This window comes from Streptomyces sp. NPDC058632 (assembly GCF_042717095.1).
In the GTDB taxonomy this organism is placed as follows: domain Bacteria; phylum Actinomycetota; class Actinomycetes; order Streptomycetales; family Streptomycetaceae; genus Streptomyces.
In genome coordinates, this window is record NZ_JBHXQZ010000127.1 from 1 (window position 1) to 19,566 (window position 19,566).

Annotated in this window: 13 protein-coding genes; 3 read left to right on the plus strand and 10 right to left on the minus strand. The window is 72.3% G+C overall.

The window, feature by feature from the left end; translation table 11 throughout:
* Window positions 1–62: 62 nt before the first annotated feature.
* A complete protein-coding gene (locus ACFWVE_RS32075) occupies window positions 63–1,937 on the minus strand; it encodes an AMP-dependent synthetase/ligase (protein WP_384021776.1) in 1,875 nt (624 codons plus the stop codon).
* 351 nt (window positions 1,938–2,288) lie between these two features.
* On the minus strand, window positions 2,289–4,157 hold the full coding sequence (gene lepA / locus ACFWVE_RS32080; protein WP_384021779.1) for a translation elongation factor 4: 1,869 nt from the start codon (window positions 4,155–4,157) through the stop codon (window positions 2,289–2,291).
* Between the two features lie 290 nt (window positions 4,158–4,447).
* On the opposite strand from lepA, the gene rpsT reads away from it, so the two are divergent.
* Window positions 4,448–4,714 carry a 30S ribosomal protein S20 gene (gene rpsT / locus ACFWVE_RS32085; RefSeq protein ID WP_384021782.1) on the plus strand — a complete coding sequence of 89 codons (267 nt, stop codon included), beginning with the start codon at window positions 4,448–4,450 and terminating at the stop codon, window positions 4,712–4,714.
* 229 nt (window positions 4,715–4,943) lie between these two features.
* On the opposite strand, the gene holA is transcribed toward rpsT, so the two are convergent.
* The 8 genes from holA to leuS all read right to left on the minus strand — a co-directional run bounded on the left by holA (window position 4,944) and on the right by leuS (window position 16,133).
* Window positions 4,944–5,933: a DNA polymerase III subunit delta gene (holA, locus tag ACFWVE_RS32090; RefSeq protein WP_384021785.1), complete on the minus strand. Its 990-nt coding sequence runs from the start codon at window positions 5,931–5,933 to the stop codon at window positions 4,944–4,946.
* A gap of 58 nt (window positions 5,934–5,991) precedes the next feature.
* Window positions 5,992–6,237 carry a hypothetical protein gene (locus tag ACFWVE_RS32095; protein ID WP_384021788.1) on the minus strand — a complete coding sequence of 82 codons (246 nt, stop codon included), beginning with the start codon at window positions 6,235–6,237 and terminating at the stop codon, window positions 5,992–5,994.
* A 30-nt stretch (window positions 6,238–6,267) separates the two neighbouring features.
* Window positions 6,268–7,227, minus strand: coding sequence for an arylamine N-acetyltransferase (locus ACFWVE_RS32100; RefSeq protein WP_384021790.1), 960 nt, complete (start codon window positions 7,225–7,227; stop codon window positions 6,268–6,270).
* A gap of 4 nt (window positions 7,228–7,231) precedes the next feature.
* The gene (locus tag ACFWVE_RS32105; RefSeq protein WP_384021793.1) at window positions 7,232–10,018 is read right to left on the minus strand and encodes a ComEC/Rec2 family competence protein; all 2,787 of its coding nucleotides are present in this window, start codon (window positions 10,016–10,018) and stop codon (window positions 7,232–7,234) included.
* Window positions 10,015–11,235, minus strand: coding sequence for a helix-hairpin-helix domain-containing protein (locus ACFWVE_RS32110; RefSeq protein ID WP_384021796.1), 1,221 nt, complete (start codon window positions 11,233–11,235; stop codon window positions 10,015–10,017). Before ACFWVE_RS32110 ends, ACFWVE_RS32105 begins: the two co-directional genes overlap by 4 nt.
* Window positions 11,236–11,354: 119 nt before the next feature.
* Window positions 11,355–12,200: a DegV family protein gene (locus tag ACFWVE_RS32115; RefSeq protein ID WP_384021799.1), complete on the minus strand. Its 846-nt coding sequence runs from the start codon at window positions 12,198–12,200 to the stop codon at window positions 11,355–11,357.
* Window positions 12,201–12,312: 112 nt separating this feature from the next.
* Window positions 12,313–13,044 carry a hypothetical protein gene (locus ACFWVE_RS32120; RefSeq protein WP_384021802.1) on the minus strand — a complete coding sequence of 244 codons (732 nt, stop codon included), beginning with the start codon at window positions 13,042–13,044 and terminating at the stop codon, window positions 12,313–12,315.
* A 200-nt stretch (window positions 13,045–13,244) separates the two neighbouring features.
* Window positions 13,245–16,133: a leucine--tRNA ligase gene (leuS, locus tag ACFWVE_RS32125; protein ID WP_384021806.1), complete on the minus strand. Its 2,889-nt coding sequence runs from the start codon at window positions 16,131–16,133 to the stop codon at window positions 13,245–13,247.
* A gap of 531 nt (window positions 16,134–16,664) precedes the next feature.
* On the opposite strand from leuS, the gene ACFWVE_RS32130 reads away from it, so the two are divergent.
* Both ACFWVE_RS32130 and ACFWVE_RS32135 read left to right on the plus strand, forming a co-directional pair.
* The gene (locus ACFWVE_RS32130; protein ID WP_384021809.1) at window positions 16,665–17,924 is read left to right on the plus strand and encodes a cytochrome b/b6 domain-containing protein; all 1,260 of its coding nucleotides are present in this window, start codon (window positions 16,665–16,667) and stop codon (window positions 17,922–17,924) included.
* Window positions 17,921–19,528: an NADH-ubiquinone oxidoreductase-F iron-sulfur binding region domain-containing protein gene (locus ACFWVE_RS32135; protein WP_384021812.1), complete on the plus strand. Its 1,608-nt coding sequence runs from the start codon at window positions 17,921–17,923 to the stop codon at window positions 19,526–19,528. The genes ACFWVE_RS32130 and ACFWVE_RS32135 overlap by 4 nt, the downstream gene beginning before the upstream one ends.
* Window positions 19,529–19,566 lie beyond the last annotated feature (38 nt).

Here is a 19,566-nt window from a genome sequence, read left to right on the forward strand (position 1 = left end):
GGACCTGGCCGACCGGCCAGGTCCGGGACTCCGCCCCCGTCCCGCGCGTCACACTGTGACGGTCACGCCTCCCGGGCGCCCGCGTACATCTCGTCGATCAGGTGCTTGTACTGGCGCTCCACCACCGGGCGCTTCAGCTTCAGGCTCGGGGTGATCTCGCCGTGTTCGATGTCGAGGTCGCGGGGCAGGATGCGGAACTTCTTGATGGTCTGCCAGCGCTGGAGGCCCTCGTTGAGCTCCTTGACGTAGCCGTCGACCATCTCGACCGTGGCGGGCGCGGCGACGATCTCCGCGTACGGCTTGCCCTCCAGGCCGTTCTCCTGCGCCCAGGCCGCGAGGGCCGTCTCGTCGAGGGCGATGAGGGCGGTGCAGTAGTTGCGGTCGGCGCCGTGCACCAGGATGTTGGAGACGTACGGGCACACCGCCTTGAACTGGCCCTCGACCTCGGCGGGCGAGATGTACTTGCCGCCGGAGGTCTTGATGAGGTCCTTCTTGCGGTCGGTGATCCGCAGGTAGCCGTCGGGCGACAGCTCGCCGATGTCACCGGTGTGGAACCAGCCGTCGGACTCCAGGACCTCGGCGGTCTTCTCGGGCAGCCCGTGGTAGCCCTCCATGATGCCGGGGCCGCGCAGCAGGATCTCGCCGTCGTCCGCGACGCGCACCTCGGTGCCGGGCAGCGGCTTGCCGACGGTGCCGGTGCGGTAGGCCTCGCCCGGGTTCACGAAGGAGGCCGCGGAGGACTCGGTGAGTCCGTAGCCCTCCAGGATGTGGATCCCGGCGCCGGCGAAGAAGTAGCCGATGTCGGGCGCGAGGGCCGCCGAACCGGAGATGCAGGCGCGCAGGTTGCCGCCGAACGCGTCGCGGATCTTGGCGTAGACCAGCTTGTCGGCGACGTTGTGCTTGGCGGTGAGGCCGAAGGGGGCGCCGGCGGTACCGGTGCGGCGGAAGTTGTCCTGGGTGACCTTGGCGTACTCGCGGGCCACGCCAGCGGCCCACTGGAAGATCTTGTACTTGGCGCCGCCGCCGGCCCGTGCCTTGGCGGCGACCCCGTTGTAGACCTTCTCGAAGATGCGCGGGACGGCCGCCATGTAGGTCGGCCGCACCACCGGCAGGTTCTCGATGATCTTGTCGACGCGGCCGTCGACGGCGGTGACGTGACCGACCTCGATCTGGCCCGAGGTGAGGACCTTGCCGAAGACGTGCGCGAGCGGCAGCCACAGGTACTGCACGTCGTCCGCGTGGACGAGGCCCGTCGCGGCGATCGCCTTCGCCATGTACGCCCAGTTGTCGTGCGGCAGGCGGACGCCCTTGGGGCGGCCGGTGGTGCCCGAGGTGTAGATGAGGGTGGCCAGCTGGTCCTTGGTGATCGCGGCGACCCGCTCCTTGACCACCCCGGCGTCCTTCTCCAGCCGGGCCGTGCCGCGGCGCTCCAGCTCGGCGAGGCTGATCACCCAGTCGTCCGTCTCGACGCCGGCCGCGTCGATGACCACGACGTGGCCGATGTGGGGCAGCTCGGCGCGCTTCGCCGCGACCTTGTCGACCTGCTCGGCGTTCTCCGCGATCAGCACCCGGCTGTCGGAGTCCGACAGGATGTACGCGGACTCCTCGATGTTCGTCTGCGGGTAGACCGTGGTGGTGGCGGCGCCCGCGCACATGATGCCGAGGTCGGCGAGGACCCATTCGACCCGGGTGGCGGACGCGAGCGCCACCCGCTCCTCCGGGTTCACGCCCAGCTCGATCAGGCCGGCCGCGATGGCGTTGACCCGCTCGGCGGCCTCGGCCCAGGTGAGCGACTTCCAGTCGTCGGGGCCCTCGCCCGAGGCGGGCGGGACGGGGTAGCGGTACGCCTCGGCGTCCGGTGTGGCGGCGACACGCTCCAGGAAGAGGGTCGCCACGCTCGGCGGCCGGTTCTCGATCAAAGTCTGTGTGTCGCTCAAGACATCCTCCGGGACCCGCGACGGTGCGGCTGGCTCAGATGCGGCTGGTGTACGGCTGACACGCGGATGGTGTCCGGCCGGTTACGCTGTCGTACCCTTGTTTAACTCGCGAGTAACCGTCGAGCAGGGACAGAGTAAAGGCCCACCGGCGGCTGCGTAAGGGGCCACGGCCTGTCACTTCGCACAGAGAATCCCCTGACGGGCGGGCGATGAACCCGCCGGGAGCCGCCGGGGAGCCCGCTGCGGGCCGGGCGCGGACGTGCAGAGGCCCGTCGTGCGCGCGCACGACGGGCCTCGCTCCGCCCCGGGTGTCCGGCGGGCGCTCCCCCGGGAACCTCCGGTAACCCGCGGTTACTTCTTGGCCTTGCCCGACCCCGCGTTCTCGTCGCTGGAGAGGACGGCGATGAAGGCCTCCTGCGGGACCTCCACGGAGCCCACCATCTTCATCCGCTTCTTGCCCTCCTTCTGCTTCTCCAGCAGCTTGCGCTTGCGCGAGATGTCACCGCCGTAGCACTTGGCGAGGACGTCCTTGCGGATGGCGCGGATGGTCTCGCGGGCGATCACCCGGGAGCCGATGGCGGCCTGCACCGGCACCTCGAAGGCCTGCCGCGGGATCAGCTCCTTGAGCTTGGCGACGAGCCGCACACCGTAGGCGTACGCCTGGTCCTTGTGGGTGATCGCGGAGAACGCGTCCACCTTGTCGCCGTGCAGCAGGATGTCGACCTTGACCAGGCTGGAGCTCTGCTCGCCGGTGGGCTCGTAGTCGAGGGAGGCGTAGCCGCGGGTCTTGGACTTCAGCTGGTCGAAGAAGTCGAAGACGATCTCGGCGAGCGGGAGGGTGTAGCGGATCTCGACCCGGTCCTCGGAGAGGTAGTCCATACCGAGCAGGACACCGCGCCGGGTCTGGCACAGCTCCATGATCGAGCCGATGAACTCGCTGGGCGCCAGGATGGTGGCGCGCACGACCGGCTCGTACACCTCGTCGATCTTCCCCTCGGGGAACTCGCTCGGGTTGGTGACGATGTGCTCGGTGCCGTCCTCCATGCCCACGCGGTAGACGACGTTCGGCGCGGTGGCGATCAGGTCGAGCCCGAACTCGCGCTCGAGGCGCTCGCGGATCACGTCGAGGTGCAGCAGGCCGAGGAAGCCGACGCGGAAACCGAAGCCGAGGGCGGCGGACGTCTCCGGCTCGTAGACCAGGGCGGCGTCGTTGAGCTGGAGCTTGTCCAGCGCCTCGCGCAGCTCGGGGTAGTCGGAACCGTCCAGCGGGTACAGGCCCGAGAACACCATGGGCTTGGGGTCCTTGTAGCCGCCGAGCGCCTCCTCGGCCCCCTTGTGCTGGCTGGTGACGGTGTCACCGACCTTCGACTGGCGGACGTCCTTCACTCCGGTGATGAGGTAGCCCACCTCGCCGACGCCGAGGCCGTCGGCGGACAGCATCTCCGGCGAGTTGGTGCCGATCTCCAGCAGCTCGTGCGTCGCGCCCGTGGACATCATCCTGATGCGCTCGCGCTTGTTGAGCTGGCCGTCGATGACCCTGACGTACGTCACGACACCGCGGTACGAGTCGTACACCGAGTCGAAGATCATCGCGCGGGCCGGGGCGTCCTTGACGCCGACCGGGGCGGGGACGTCGGCGACCACCCTGTCCAGCAGCGCCTCGACGCCGAGACCGGTCTTCGCGGACACCTTCAGCACGTCGTCGGGCTCGCAGCCGACCAGGTTGGCGAGTTCCTCGGCGAACTTCTCGGGCTGCGCGGCCGGCAGGTCGATCTTGTTGAGCACCGGGATGATCGTGAGGTCGTTCTCCATCGCCAGGTACAGGTTGGCGAGGGTCTGGGCCTCGATGCCCTGCGCGGCGTCCACCAGGAGGACCGTGCCCTCGCAGGCGGCGAGCGACCGCGACACCTCGTAGGTGAAGTCGACGTGCCCCGGCGTGTCGATCATGTTGAGGATGCGCGTGCTGCCCTTGTCGTCCGTGGGCGCCCACGGCAACCTCACCGCCTGGGACTTGATCGTGATGCCGCGTTCGCGCTCGATGTCCATGCGGTCGAGGTACTGGGCGCGCATCTGCCGCTGATCGACCACACCGGTCAGCTGGAGCATCCGGTCGGCGAGTGTGGACTTGCCGTGGTCGATGTGCGCGATGATGCAGAAGTTGCGGATCAGAGCCGGGTCGGTACGGCTCGGCTCGGGCACGTGGCTGGGGGTCGCGGGCACGCAGGGTCCTGATTCTTGAGGCGTCCGCAGTGTCTGCGGTCTCGGGTCGGATCGGATCGATACGTAGCTTCCATGGTCCCACGGGCGGGGGGCGCGGTGCCCCGGGTGGGGACCGGAGGCCCGGCCGGGGCCTGTACCGGCGCCGGTCGGGGCCGGGTTTGGGCCGTCCGCCGGGCCGCTGGTAACGTGGGGGGTTGTGCCTCTTGCCCTCTCGGTGCGGGGCACGTCTCAAGAAATTCACCGGTACGGGTCCCGTGCGGCCCCGTGCCAGAACCTGTAGAGGCTCATTCGTGGCGAACATCAAGTCCCAGATCAAGCGGAACAAGACCAACGAGAAGGCCCGGCTGCGCAACAAGGCCGTCAAGTCCTCTCTGAAGACCGCGATCCGCAAGGCTCGTGAGGCCGCCGTCGCGGGCGACGCCGAGAAGGCCACCGAGTACCAGCGCGCTGCCGCGCGTCAGCTCGACAAGGCCGTCTCCAAGGGCGTCATCCACAAGAACCAGGCCGCCAACAAGAAGTCGGCGCTGGCTCTGAAGGTCGCGTCCCTCAAGGGCTGAACCACTCGCTGATCTGACCGGATCTGATCCGACCGCCGGAAGGACCCCGGGCGGGCCCTCTCTCTCCGCCCCCGACCGGCACCCCGAGCCTGTACGCGGCCTGCGTTCGCCACGCGGGTACGGGCTCCGAGCGTCACCGAGGACCCCGCTCCAGCTGCCCTTCCCCGGGCGGTGGAGCGGGGTCCTCGGCTTGTCACGGAGGCAGGGCGCCCGAAGGTGACGGCAGGACCTACGCCCGGCCCCTCGACCGCGCCGCGCGTGCGATGGTGACGACCGCCTTCTCCAGGGCGTACCCCGGGTCCTCTCCGCCGCCCTTGACGCCGGCGTCCGCCTCGGCCACCGCCCGCAGGGCGACGGACACGCCGTCGGGGGTCCAGCCCCGCATCTGCTGGCGCACCCGGTCGATCTTCCACGGCGGCATGCCCAGCTCCCGCGCCAGATCGGCCGGTCGGCCGCCGCGCGCCGACGACAGCTTCCCGATCGCCCGGACGCCCTGGGCCAGCGCGCTGGTGATCAGCACCGGCGCCACCCCCGTCGACAGCGACCAGCGCAACGCCTCCAGTGCCTCCGCCGCCCGTCCCTCGACCGCGCGGTCGGCGACCGTGAAGCTCGACGCCTCGGCCCGCCCGGTGTAGTACCGGCCGACGACCGCCTCGTCGATCGTGCCCTCGATGTCCGCCGCCAGCTGGGACACCGCCGCCGCCAGCTCCCGCAGGTCGCTGCCGATGGCGTCGACCAGCGCCTGGCACGCCTCCGGTGTGGCCGATCTCCCGGTGGCCCGGAACTCGCTCCGTACGAAGGCCAGCCGGTCCGCCGGCTTCGTCATCTTCGGGCAGGCCACCTCCCGCGCCCCGGCCTTGCGCGCGGCGTCGAGCAGGCCCTTGCCCTTGGCGCCGCCCGCGTGCAGCAGGACGAGTGTGATCTCCTCGGCGGGCGTCCCGAGATACGCCTTCACGTCCTTGACGGTGTCGGCCGACAGGTCCTGCGCATTGCGTACGACCACGACTTTGCGCTCGGCGAAGAGCGAGGGGCTGGTCAGCTCGGCGAGGGTGCCGGGCTGGACCTGGTCCGGAGTGAGGTCGCGTACGTCCGTGTCGGCGTCGGAGGCCTTCGCCGCGGCCACCACGTCCCGCACGGCACGGTCGAGCAGGAGGTCCTCCTGGCCCACGGCGAGCGTCACCGGGGCGAGAGGGTCGTCTTGAGCTGTCTTCCTGGCCATCGCGACAAGCATCGCACGCACCACTGACGGCGATGGCCCCCGACGTCACGACGCCGGGTCAGGGCTCCTCCCGCCAGCCGTCCCACTTCGCCGCGAACTCGTCCAGTGCGCCGGGGTCCAGCCGTTCCCTCTCGTCGCGCAGGACGACGAGCCACTGGGCGTCCTCGGCGTCGTCCTCGCCGGCCAGGGCGTCCCGGACGAGCTGCGGCTCCTCGTCGACGCCGAAGCGCTCGACCAGTTCCTCCACCACCGCTTCCGCGGCATCCCGGTCGGGCAGCACCAGTACATGTTTCACATCGCTCACGTCGGCCATTAAAAACCCAGCTGGTCCCGGTCAGCCGACCTGGTGGGGCTTTCTCACGGCCGGCACCTGGGCGAGGCGGATTGCGAACCGGTCCCGGTAGCACGCGAGCACCTCCTCGTCCGTCGTCAACTCCTCCTCCTCACGCGTGCCGTTCGCCGCCGTCGTGGTGACCCGGCGGCCGCTGAGGGTGATCCTCCCTCCGTCCTCGGTGACCCGTGAGCAGACGAGTGACCGGGTGAAATGCGACTGCGGCGAGGTGCTGTGCCACCACGCCCCGGTCACGAAGTCGCCGAGCACCCTCGGACGCTGCTCCAGCCGGTACACCCGCTTCCCGTCCTGCAGCACGTCCAGGTCCATGAGCGGGGCGACGTCATGACCGCCGCGCACCCCGGCCGCGTCCGGCGCCGCCCCGGTGATGCGGAACGTGCCCCCGGGATCCTCCTGGTCCCCCCGCTCCGCGAACTCCAGCGGCAGCAGGCAGTGCGCCCCGAACCCGACATCGGCCAGCCGGTCGCCCCCGTCCAGGGTCCGTACCCGCAGGGCGAGATGGTCGTACGGGATGCCGAGCCGTCCTCCGTCGCCGTACACCCGCGCGGCGAGCAGGGTGACCTCGTACCCGAGGGCGGTGAGCAAGGTGCCGAATGCTCCGTTGAGTTCGTAGCAGAAGCCGCCCCGGCGGCCGCCCACCACTTTGTCCAGCAGCCGTTTCCCGTCGAGCACGATCTCCTCACCGAGGTGGACCGAGAGGTTCTCGAAGGGCACGGTCCGCAGATGGCGCAGGTGCAGTTCGCGCAGCGCGTCGGCGGTGGGCCGGGCCGGTCGCCCGACGCCAAGCCGCCGCAGATAGGCATCGACCGTCGCCGCGTCCGGGCTCGGGGTCGCTTCCTCGCTCGCTCCCTCGTCCGGGTCCACGTCCGGGTCCACGTGCGGGTTCACCTGCGGGTCCACGTGCGTGTGGTCGTGCGTGTGGTCGTGCGCGGCTTCCTTCATGCCTTCAGTGTCGCGCCACCCGCAGCTCTCCACCCCCGTCCTCCCCACCGAGCACGGCGATCGATCCGCCCCGGTCCGTCCGCAGCACCGCGCTACCGGCCTCCCGCAACGCGGCGACCGTGCTCGGGGCCGGATGCCCGTACGAGTTGTCGCGCCCCGCGGAGATCAGCGCCAGCCGGGGCGCCGACCGGCGTACGAGGCCGGGGTCCTGATACGCCGAGCCGTGATGGGCCACCTTGAGGACGTCGACGTCCGCCAGCCGCCCCGCCGTGGGCGACCTCGCCAGGGCCCGCTGGGCCGGCGGTTCCATGTCCCCGAGCAGCAGCAGGCGCAGTCCCGCCGTCCGGACGAGCATGGCCACACTGGCGTCGTTCGGGCCCTCCGGTTCCGGGGCCGGGGGCAGGGGTACCGAGGAGGAGGAAGGGGGTGCGGGGGCCGGCCAGGTGCCGGAAGCCTGCCCGGTGGCCGGCGGGGGCCACACCACCTCCCAGGACAGCTCCCCCGTCCGCCGCCGCTCCCCCGCGACGGCCCGCGTCACCGGCAGGTGCCGGTCCGCCGCGAGTCTCCGTACGAACCGGGCCTGGTCGGCGGGTTCTTCCAGTCCCGTGGTCGCGATGCCGCCCACCGAACGTCCGCGCAGGACGCCGGGCAGGCCCGCCACATGGTCGGCGTGGAAGTGGGTCAGCACGACCAGTGGGACCCGGGTGACACCGAGGGAGCGCAGACAGCGGTCCACCGGGGCCGGGTCCGGGCCGGCGTCCACGACCACGCCGGTGTCCTCACCCGCCGCCAGCACCATCGCGTCGCCCTGCCCCACGTCGCACATCACCATCCGCCAGCCCGGTGGCGGCCAGCCCGTGACCGCACGGGTCAGCGGTGGCGGCTGCACCACCAGCAGCACCAGGAGCAGGGCGCAGATCCCGCACCACCAGGGGTGCCGCAGCAGTCTCCGCCCGACCGGCAGGAGGACCAGGGTGAGCGTCCCGAGCAGCGCCGCCCCGGCCCAGCCGCCCGGCCAGTCGATCCCGGCGCCGGGCAGCGCCGCCCCGGTCCGGGCGATCTGCGCGATCCACTCCACGGGCCAACTCGCGCACCAGGCGAACGCCTTCGCCACCGGCAGCACCGGCAGGGCGGTCGCCAGGGCCAGGAAGCCCAGCACGGTGGCCGGCGCGAGCGCGAACTCGACAAGGAGGTTGCAGGGCACCGCCACCAGGCTCACCCGCGCCGACAGCACGACGACCACCGGCGCGCACACCGCCTGCGCGGCGCCCGCAGCGGCCAGCGCCTCCGCCGGCCGGGGCCGCACCCCGCGCCGTCGCAGCCCGGCGCTCCAGCGCGGCGCGAGCGTGAGCAGGGCGCCGGTGGCCAGCACGGAGAGCAGGAAGCCGTAACTGCGGGCCAGCCAAGGGTCGTAGAGCACCAGCAGCAGGACGGCGGTCGCCAGTGCCGGGATCAGGGACCTGCGGCGGCCGGTGGCGAGCGCGAGCAGCGCGACGGATCCGCAGGCGGCGGCCCGCAGCACGCTCGGATCGGGCCGGCACACGACGACGAAGGCGAGCGAGACCGCCCCGCCGAGCAGCGCGGTCGTACGCAGCGAGAGGCCGAGGCGGGACGCGAGACCACGGCGTTCGGCGTACTGCGCCAGCCCCGGCGGGCCGATGAGCAGGGCGAGGAGGATCGTGAAGTTCGCCCCGGACACTGCCAGGGTGTGCGTCAGGTCGGTCTCTTCGAACGCCTCTTCCAGTTCCGGGGTGACGCGTGAGGTGTCGCCCACGACCAGCCCCGGCAGCAGGGCTCGCGCGTCCGCCGGCAGGCCGTCGGTCGCCGCCCGCAGCCCGGCGCGCAGCCGTCCGGCCAGCCGCTGCGGTGCCGACGGCTCCCCCACCGTCTGCGGCCCGGCCATCTCCCCGACCCGCAGCACGGCCGCGAACCGGTCACCGCCCGCCGTCGCCGGAGCGAGCCGGCCCTCGACCCGCAGCCGGGTGGACGGCAGCAGTCCGAGCCACGGCGTGTGTTCCTCCGCGTCCCCCGCCCGCACCTGTCCGTCGTCCCGCGGGCCCGGCCGGGCCGAACGCGCGTCGACCATCATCAGCACCGGGACCCGGGTCACGGCCGCCGCTCCGCCCCGCTCTCGCTCCACCCGCCGCACGTCTCCCTCGATGAGCACGGCTGTCGGAGCCATGTGGCTGCCGCCGGCCCGGGGCCGGGTGAGCCGGGGATCGGCGGTGACCTCGACCTCGGCCGTGACCGAGGCGTACTCCCGCGCCAGCTGCGGCACCGGGCCCCGCCGCAGATCGGCGCCGTGCAGGCCCGCCGACGCGGCGGCAGCGGCGACGCAGAGCAGCACCGCGGCTCCGGAAACCCGTGACCGGCCCCGTCCGCGTGCGGGTCCGGGTCCCGCAGGTCCCCCCGCACCTTCCCGCGCCGCAGGTCGCGGCTCCGCCCGGCGGTTTCGCAGCGTGAGGAGGACTGCGGCCAGGAGCAAGGAGGCGATCGCCGTGCCCGTCACCAGGCCGGGCGGGGCGTGCAGCATCACCGCCGCCGTGGCCCAGGCCGCCAGTGCGGGTGGTACGAGCCGCAGGTCGGCCGGTCCCTCCTGCCGGGGGTGGGACGCCCCGAGCCGCTTGCCCGAGGCGGCGTGCACGGGCAGCCGGGCGGGCGGGTCCGCGGGAGCGGGGTGCCCCCGGCCCGCGGGAGCGGGGTGCGCCGTATCCGTCCGCCCTGGGTCCGTCCGCCCGCGGTCCCTCGAGTCCGTCCGCCCGCGGTCCCTCGGGGCCGTCCGGCTGCTCATGGCCGTACGAGATTCCGCAGGTCCGCGAAGCGGCGGTCACCGATGCCGTTCACTTCCCGCAGTTCGTCCACCGAGCGGAAACCGCCGTTGCGGGTGCGGTGGTCGAGGATGTGCCGGGCCAGGACGGGGCCGACCCCCGGGAGGCTGTCCAGCTGATCCAGCGTCGCGGTGTTGAGGGACAGCGGTGTCGTGGGTCCGGCGCCCGGCGCCACTCCGGCCGGACCGCCCGCCGCCGGTGCCGGACCGGCCCCCGGTGCCGGTGCCGGGCCGCCGACGATCACCTGCTCCCCGTCCACGAGGAACCGCGCCCGGTTGAGCCCGTCGGTCCTGGCCCCGGGCCGTACTCCGCCCGCCGCCCGCAGCGCGTCCGCGACCCGTGAGCCGGCCGGGAGACGGTGGACACCCGGGTCACGCACCTTGCCACCGACGTCGACCACGATCTCGGGCAGCACCGTGCCCGCCGCCCCCGCACCCGTACTCGTGCCGGCTGCCTCGCCGGCGGCCCCCGCCGAGGCGGCCGGCGTGCTTCCCGCTCCGTCCCCGACCTGGGGCACGGCCGCTCCCACCACCTCCGGTGCCCGCACGGGCTGCGTCCGCCCGGCCCAGAAGTGCTGTGCGGCGAACCCCACCGCCAGCACGAGCACCACCGACAGCGCGACCACGCTTCGCCGCTCCAGCCCGCACCGCGTCCGTACCCACAACGGCAACCGCTCCCGCAGCGCGAGCCCCACCCGGCCGGCCGGCCGCCGCTCCCCCGGCATCACCGGGTCCGAGGCCACCGGCTCGAAAACCTCCTCCGACGTCCGTACCTCCCCGACGTCCACATCGCCACGGGCGGCGGCCGGGCCCCGCCGGGATCGCGCCACCGACTCGTCCACGCCACTCCCGGCCCAGCTCGGCACGCGCCGGGCGGGCGCAGGCCCGACACCTCCGACGCCCCGAGTGCCTCGCCCGGCCCCCTCCCCGAACAGCACCTCCGCCCGGCGCCGAAGCTCCTCCGCCGAGGCGTCCCGGTCCCGGCCGCCCCGGAGCCGATGCCCGCGCCGGATCTCCCGCCCGCCGGGCCTCAGCCCCGGCCCCGTCCCCCTTGCGGTACCGGCAACGGCCGGCCGGCGGTGTCGGGCACGTCCGTCGGACGCGGGTGCGCGCCCCGGACCGCTGGTCACCGCGGCTGAACGTGAAGATGAAGGTGAAGGTGAAGGTGATCGAAGTTCCATGCCGGGAGGATCGGACATGTCACCGCATCCGCGATGATCTTGCTCGATTCCCGTGGACTACTTCCCGGTTGTGGACAACTCCGCCACCCGTACGGACCCGGCGCAGCCCCGCCGCCGCCTCATCGGGCCGAGACCACGACCCCCAGCAGGCCCGGCCCCGTGTGCGCCCCGATCACCGCGCCGACCTCGCTGACGTGCAGCTCGGTCAGTCCGGGCACCCGCACCTTCAGCCGGTCCGCGAGAGCCGAGGCACGCTCCGGGGCGGCGAGATGGTGGACGGCGATGTCGACTTCGGCGCCGCCCGCCCGCTCGGCCGCGATCTCCTCCAGGCGGGCGATGGCCTTCGACGCCGTGCGCACCTTCTCCAGGGGTTCGATGCGGCCGCCGGCCAGCTGGAGCAGCGGCTTCACGGCGAGCGCCGACCCCAGCAGGGCCTGCGCGGCCCCGATGCGTCCGCCCCGGCGCAGGTAGTCCAGGGTGTCGACGTAGAAGTAGGCGGCGGTGCCCGCCGCCCGTTTCTCCGCGGCCGTGACGGCGTCGTCCACGGTGCCGCCCGCCTCCGCGGCCTCCGCCGCCGCGAGCGCGCAGAACCCGAGCGCCATGGCGATCATTCCGGTGTCCACCACCCGCACCGGCACCGGTGCCTCGCGGGCCGCGACGACCGCCGCGTCGTAGGTGCCGGAGAGTTCGGCGGAAAGGTGGAGGGAGACGATGCCGGTGGCGCCGGCCTCGGCGGCCCGGCGGTAGGCCGCGGCGAAGACCTCGGGGCCGGGCCGGGACGTCGTCACCGGCCGCCGCTTCTGGAGCGCCTGGGCAAGGGAGCGGGTGGAGATCTCGGTGCCCTCTTCGAGCGCGCGGTCGCCGAGGACCACGGTCAGGGGAACCGCCGTGATGCCGTGCCATTCCATCGTCCGGGCCGGAAGGTAGGCCGTTGAATCGGTGACGATGGCGACATGGCGGGACATGAGCTGGAGGTTACCTGGCGTACCGCCCCCTGGGCAGCTCGGCCCCGCGAGCCGGACGCGGCCATGGCCGGATCACTGCGTCGGGACGGTGCGCCCGGACGGTGCGCCCGGATCAGGTGGTGCTCTCGGGGCGGGGCCTTTTCTGCCAGGGGTACGTGGGACGGGGCGCGGCCGGGGCGATCGAGGGCTGCGCCGGCTCGGGCGCGGGCTCCCGCACGGCCTCGGACCGCGACGGCTCCGGCCCGGTCCGGCCGGCCGCCGGGGCACCGTGGCCGGGCTCTGCGGCGGGCTGCGGGTCGGTGGTCGTCCAGTGCCGCAGGGCGCCGGTCTCCATGTCGATCTGGGTGCTGAGCGAGTCGAGGTCGCCCTCCGCGAAGTGACGGGCGCGGTCACGGGCCGCCCAGCGCAGGGAGTCGGCCGACCGCGCGATGCGGTGGGTGCGCTCGCGCAGCTCGGGCAGCCGCTTGGCGAGGGTGCCGCGGTCCGGTTCGGACTCCAGGCGCCTCAGTTCGGCGTCCAGTTCGTGCCCGTGCGCGCTGAGCCGCTCGAAGAGGCCGAGGGACTCCTTGAGGGACTGGTCCTGCGAGGCGCCGGCCTCCAGCGCGTCCTGGGTGGCGCGCATGGACGTCCGCAGCTTCAGCCTGAGCTGGGCGATCTCGCCGGCCGGGCCTGACTGGGCGAAGGACTTGACCTTCAGGGTGTGGTCCTCGACCGTGCGGCGGGCCTGGGTGATGTGACGGTCCGCGCTGCGCCTGGCGGCGCCGACGACCTTCACCGTGGCGTACACGCCCAGCGTGACGAAGAGCACGAAAAGCAGGGCCAGCACTGCGATCACTGCTTCCACGAGACTCCTCCTCCAGGCCCTGGGGCCACCCGTCACACGCATCGCGCCGTTCTTCAACGGTAAACGCAACGGGCAGGCCCGGAGTTCCGGAAGAACCCCGAACCTGCCCGTAGGGGACTACCCCGGACCAGCGGCCCACAGCCCGCTGCCCGGCCGGCGCCGGTGGTCCTGCGCCGTCACGCCGTCACGCCATCACGCCATCACGCCGGAACGATGTTCACCAGCTTCGGCGCCCGCACGATCACCTTGCGGATCCCGGCCCCGTCCAGCGCGGCGACGACCTTCTCGTCGGCCAGCGCGGCCTTCTCCAGCTCCTCCTCGGAGATGGACGGCGAGACCTCCAGCCGGGCCTTCACCTTGCCCTTGATCTGGACCACGCAGGTGACGGTCTCGTCGACGACGTACGCCGGATCGGCGACCGGGAAGTCCCGGTGGACGACCGAGTCGGTGTGGCCCAGCGTGCGCCACAGCTCCTCGGCGATGTGCGGGGCCAGCGGCGCCACCAGCAGCACCAGACGCTCGGCGACCGAGCGCGGGACCGGGCCCCCCGTCTTCGTCAGGTGGTTGTTCAGCTCGGTGACCTTGGCGATGGCGGTGTTGAAGCGCATCCCCTCCAGGTCCTGGCGCACCCCGTCGATCGCCTTGTGCAGGGCACGCAGGGTGGCCACGTCGATGTCGGCGTCCGGGGTGTCGACGACGGTCACCTCGCCGGTGTTCTCGTCGACGATGTTGCGCCACAGCCGCTGCAGCAGCCGGAACTGGCCGACCACCGCGCGGGTGTCCCACGGCCGCGACACGTCCAGGGGGCCCATCGCCATCTCGTACAGGCGCAGCGTGTCGGCCCCGTACTCGGCGCAGATCTCGTCCGGAGTGACCGCGTTCTTCAGGGACTTGCCCATCTTGCCCAGCAGCCGGGAGACCTTCTCGCCCTGGTAGTAGTAGGCGCCCTCGTGCTCCTCCACCTCGGCGGCCGGCACCGCGATGCCGCGGCTGTCACGGTAGACGTACGCCTGGATCATGCCCTGGTTGAACAGCTTGTGGAACGGCTCCGCCGACGACACGTGCCCCAGGTCGTACAGCACCTTGGACCAGAAGCGCGCGTACAGCAGGTGCAGTACGGCGTGCTCGGCGCCACCGACGTACAGGTCGACACCGCCGTGCGGCATGCCCTCGCGCGGGCCCATCCAGTACTGCTCGATCTCCGGGTCGACCAGCTTCTCGCTGTTGTGCGGGTCCAGGTAGCGCAGTTCGTACCAGCAGGAGCCGGCCCAGTTGGGCATGGTGTTGGTCTCGCGGCGGTATGCGCGCGGGCCGCGGCCGTCGCCCAGGTCCAGGGTGACGTGGACCCAGTCCTCGTTGCGTGACAGCGGCGTCTCGGGCCGGGTGTCGGCGTCGTCCGGGTCGAAGGTGCGCGGGGAGTAGTCGTCGACCTCGGGCAGTTCCAGCGGCAGCATCGACTCGGGCAGGGCGTGGGCGGTGCCGTCCTCGTCGTAGACGATCGGGAAGGGCTCGCCCCAGTAACGCTGCCGGCTGAACAGCCAGTCGCGCAGCCGGAAGTTGACGGTGCCCTCGCCGATGCCCCGGCGCTCCAGCCACTCGGTGATGCGCGCCTTGGCCTCGACAACGCCCAGGCCGTCCAGGTTCACCTCGTCGTTCGACGAGTTGATGATCCTCGCCTCGTAGGAGGAGAAGGCGTCCTGCCAGGTGGAGGTGTCGGTGCCGCGGCCGTCGGTCGGCTCGACGATGCAGTGGATCGGCAGTTCGAAGGCGCGCGCGAACTCGAAGTCGCGCTGGTCGCCGGCCGGTACGGCCATGATCGCGCCGGTGCCGTAACCCATCAGGACGTAGTCGGCGATGAAGACGGGCACCTGCTCGCCGTTGACCGGGTTGGTCGCGTACGCGCCGATGAAGACGCCGGTCTTGTCCTTGGCCTCGGCCTGCCGCTCCACGTCGGACTTGGAGGCGGCCTGCGCGCGGTACGCGGCGACGGCCTCGGCCGGGGTGGCGTGGCCGCCGGTCCAGACGTCGTGGGTGCCCTCGGGCCAGGCGGCCGGGGTGAACTTCTCGACCAGCGGGTGCTCGGGCGCCAGCACCATGTAGGTCGCGCCGAACAGGGTGTCGGGGCGGGTGGTGAAGACGGTGATCCGCTCGCCGTCGACGGGGAAGTCGACGCGGGCGCCCTCGGAGCGGCCGATCCAGTTGCGCTGCTGCAGCTTGATGGCCTCGGGCCAGTCCAGGGCGTCCAGGTCCGACAGCAGCCGGTCGGCGTAGGCGGTGATGCGCATGTTCCACTGGCGCAGCTTCGCCTTGAAGACCGGGAAGTTGCCGCGCTCGGAGCGGCCGTCGGCGGTGACCTCCTCGTTGGCCAGTACGGTGCCCAGCCCGGGGCACCAGTTGACCGGCGCGTCGGAGGCGTAGGCCAGCCGGAAGCCGCCCAGGACGTCGGCGCGCTCGGCCCCGCTCAGCTCGCCCCACGCGCGCGTGTGGCCCGGTACGGGGCGCTCACCGGACTCGAACTCGGCGATCAGCTCGGTGATGGGCCGGGCCCGGCCGGCCTCGTCGTCGTACCAGGAGTCGAAGATCTGCAGGAAGATCCACTGGGTCCACTTGTAGTAGTCCGGGTCGATCGTGGCGAACGACCGGCGCCGGTCGTGGCCCAGGCCCAGCCGGCGCAGCTGGGCCTTCATGTTCTCGATGTTGGCCCCGGTGGACACGCGGGGGTGCGTGCCGGTCTGCACGGCGTACTGCTCGGCGGGCAGGCCGAAGGCGTCGAAGCCCAGGGTGTGCAGGACGTTGTGGCCGGTCATGCGCTGGAACCGGGCGGAGACGTCGGTGGCGATGTATCCCAGGGGGTGGCCGACGTGCAGTCCCGCACCCGACGGGTAGGGGAACATGTCCATGATGAACTTCTTGGGCCGGGCCACCGTCTCCGGGGCGCCCGCCAGGTCGCCCCGTGGATTGGGTGCGTCGTACGTGCCCTCGGCGTCCCAGAAGTCCTGCCAGCGTGCCTCGATCTCGGCCGCCAGGGCGGCCGTGTAGCGGTGCGGCGCGGCCACTTCGGGGGTGGCCGCGGGGTTCGTCTCGCTCATGATCCTCAAAGCTCCATCGATCGTCTGCGCCCACGGCTGCTGCGACATTCGGAAATGAAAAATCCCCTCGCACAGGAGGGGACGCCGCGCCGATTCCGGCCACCCGGTTCGCTCTTCGACCGTGGTCGGGACTGATCAGCGCGGCTCGCTAAGCAGAAGGCGTACGGCACGCATGGCGTCAGGGTACCGCAGGCCCGGAGCGCGCCGCGACGCGCTGCGCCCCGCCGTACCGGACCTCCGCCTCTGAATCCCGGTCAAAAGTTACTGCGCGTAACAACCCCTAAGGGGCATCACGGCAGCCGGATCGTCTTTTGATAACAGCGCAATAACTCAAACCTCGTACTCCCCGGTACGGCGAGGTTTAGAGTGCGGCGCGGGACCGCTTCTCCCGAACGTTCGGAGTTCCCCCATGAACCCTCGTCCAGACAGCAGCCCACCGCCCGTTCAGGGCCGGTCGGCTGCCGGTCGGCCGTACCCGCATTCCGCCGTGCTTCTTCCCGCGCTTTCCGTCGTGACGCGGGGAGGCAGGGCGTGAGGCCGGACGACAGCACGGCGGACGACTGGTTCGCCGAGTTCCTCAACTTCGGCGTGGGCGTTCTGTCGCTCGTCTGTCTGAGCTGCTCGGTGATCTGGGGACTCGTCGCCCAGGACCGGGTCCTGCTCGGTCCGCGCCAGCGCATCCTGGCGCAGGCGGTGCACCGGACGACCGCGGTCGCCTCGATCGCCTTCCTGCTGGTGCACATCGGCATCAAGCTGGCCCTGGACCACACCACCTGGATCGCCGCGGTGATCCCCTTCGGGCTGGTACTCACCGACGACGAGGCGGTGACCGGCAGGTCCTTCCTCATCGGCCTGGGCACCCTGGCCGGAATACTGATGATCTTCGTCGGCATCACCGGCATCCTGCGCAACCGCTTCGCCTCGCCGGCCCCCGTCGCGGCCCGCTGGCGCGCCATGCACATGCTGGCCTACCCGGCCTGGTGCGCGGCGCTCGTGCACGGGCTCTACGCGGGTCGAGCGGCGAAGCCGGTCTTCCTGATCCTCTACGGCCTGTCCCTGCTCGGCGTCATGGCGGCCCTGGTCCTGCGTTCCTCCCCGCCGCGGGTCAAGCGCAAGGTCGCCGACCGGGTCACCGCCCTGCTCGGCACCGCCGAGCAGCCGGGCCGCGACAAGCTGGACGAGAGCCGGGCCCGCGCCGCCGAGGCGTCGCTTCGCGGGTACGGGGGTGGCGGCAGACGGGACTCGCGCTCCCGTTCCGAGCGCCCCGAACCGGCCTCCCGGCCGCTGTACGAGACCGCCGAACGCGTCGCGCCGCCGGCCCCGGACCCGGCGAAGGGCTTCGCGGCCGCCTACCGCGCGGTCTCGGCCCCGTCCCAGCCGCAGCAGCCCCTCTACGCCGACCGGACCGCCCGCATGGAGCTGCCCCCGGACCTGCAGCCCACACAGGCCGTCCCCGCCATGGACGGCTTGACCGCGGACGGCCCCTCCAGCACCTCGGGCAGTTGGCCGGTCCCGTCCCCGCCACCGGTCGGCGAGGCCCCGCCGTCGGCCTACGACCCGCTCCAGGACACCGGATACAACATCCCGACCTACGACAATTCGGCCGCCTCCGGCTACGGCTCGAGTGATGTGTACGACACCGGTGAGTCGAACGGCCTCTACACCACGTACAACCCGAGTGACACGTACAACAGCGGTCCCGCCACTGATCCATCTCCCGGTGCGTCGTACGACTTCGACGCACCGGGATCGGGCGAACCTTGGAACACGCCTTCCGGAGGCTTCAAGTGAACGAGGCTCTGCCCGACGTACCCGAGGTCCGCGTCGTCGGGCTTCCCCAGCTCACGTCGGGCTTCGACCTTGTCGACCGGCTCGATCTGCCCATGCACCTCAAGGTGCACGGGCCGCTCGAGCCCATGGGCGGCGAACAGCTCGCCCAGCTCGCTGAACGCATCAACCTCAGGGGGCGCGGCGGCGCCGGCTTCCCCTTCCACAAGAAGCTGCGGTCGGTCGCCGAGACGGCGATCAAACGCGGCGTCCGGCCGGTCGTCGTCGTCAACGGCAGCGAGGACGAGCCGGCCTGCCGCAAGGACACGGTGATGATCAACCGTGCCCCGCATCTCATCCTGGACGGCGCGCTGCTGTGCGCCGAGGCCATGGGTGCCCGCACGCTCGTGGTGGGGGTCACCCGGGAGTCCACCAAGCGCTCCATGGAGGCCGCGCTCGCCGAGCGCGGCCTGGGCAACGGGCGCCGGTCCGCGCTGCGCGCCCGCGTGCAGCTCAACCCGGTGCGCATGGTCACGGGCGCCGCGGCCTCACTGATCCGCTCCATCGACGGCGGCCCTGCGATCCCGCCGGGCCGCAAGGTCAGCGCCTCGAAGAACGGCGTGGGCGGCGCCCCCACCCTGCTCTCCAACGCCGAGACCTTCGCGCAGCTCGCCATCGCCGCCCGCATCGGTCCGGAGCGCTACTGCAACACCGGCCTGTACGACGAGCCGGGCACCGTCATGCTCACGGTCTCCGGGGCGGTCGCCCGCCCCATGGTGATCGAGGTCCCGACGGGTGTACCGCTGCGTTACGTCCTGCAGCTCGCCGGCGCTCCGCCGATGCCGCAGGGTGTGCTCACCGGCGGCTACCACGGCAAGTGGATCGACGCGGCGACCGTCAACGAGGCGATCATCTCCCGCAACTCCCTGGACGCGGTGGGCGGTGCGCTCGGCGCGGGCGCGATCCTGCCGATCAGTCAGGACACCTGTCCGCTGGGCGAGTCCCTGAGGGTGGCGAAATGGCTGGCCGAGGAGAGCGCCGGTCAGTGCGGCCCCTGCTACCTGGGCCTGCCGGCCGCCGCGCGTGGCCTGGAGGACATTCTCAACGGCGGCGGCCCGGCCGCCCTGGAGGCGGTCAAGCAGGTCGCCAAGAACGTGAAGCGACGCGGCGCGTGTTCGCACCCGGACGGCTCCGCGATGTTCCTGGAGTCGACCGTCAAGGCGTTCACCGACGACCTCGCCGCCCATGTCCTGGGCAACGGCTGCGGGCGCCCCGTGGAGGGTGTGCTGCCGCTCTTCGAGGGCGGCAGGACCCCTACGGGCATCCCGGGCGGGGGCGGGGAGGAGAACGGCCCCAGCCGCCAGAAGATCTTCGTCGACTGGACGCTGTGCCGGGGCCACGGCCTGTGCGCGGACATCCTCCCGGAGGTCTTCCAGCTCGGCGCGGACGGCTTCCCGACCGTCGCCCAGGCCCAGGTGCCGCGCTACGCGGAGGCCAAGGCGATCCGCGCGGTACGCCGCTGCCCGGCGCTGGCCCTGCGCGTCGAGGAGGGGGCGCAGCCCAAGGCGCCCTCCCGCAATCTGCCGGTCCTCTCCCAGGTCCGCGGCCGGCGCGCGCTGGGCCGCTGACGCTGTTCCGTGCGGGGCGGCCCCGGGGGGGGCCCGCC

Bases quoted from the DNA above. Each gene is read 5' to 3' on its own strand.
- holA (WP_384021785.1), bottom strand. From the start codon at position 5,933: ATGGCCAGGAAGACAGCTCAAGACGACCCTCTCGCCCCGGTGACGCTC.
- ACFWVE_RS32100 (WP_384021790.1), bottom strand. From the start codon at position 7,227: ATGAAGGAAGCCGCGCACGACCACACGCACGACCACACGCACGTGGAC.
- ACFWVE_RS32105 (WP_384021793.1), bottom strand. From the start codon at position 10,018: ATGAGCAGCCGGACGGCCCCGAGGGACCGCGGGCGGACGGACTCGAGG.
- ACFWVE_RS32110 (WP_384021796.1), bottom strand. From the start codon at position 11,235: ATGGAACTTCGATCACCTTCACCTTCACCTTCATCTTCACGTTCAGCC.
- ACFWVE_RS32115 (WP_384021799.1), bottom strand. From the start codon at position 12,200: ATGTCCCGCCATGTCGCCATCGTCACCGATTCAACGGCCTACCTTCCG.
- leuS (WP_384021806.1), bottom strand. From the start codon at position 16,133: ATGAGCGAGACGAACCCCGCGGCCACCCCCGAAGTGGCCGCGCCGCAC.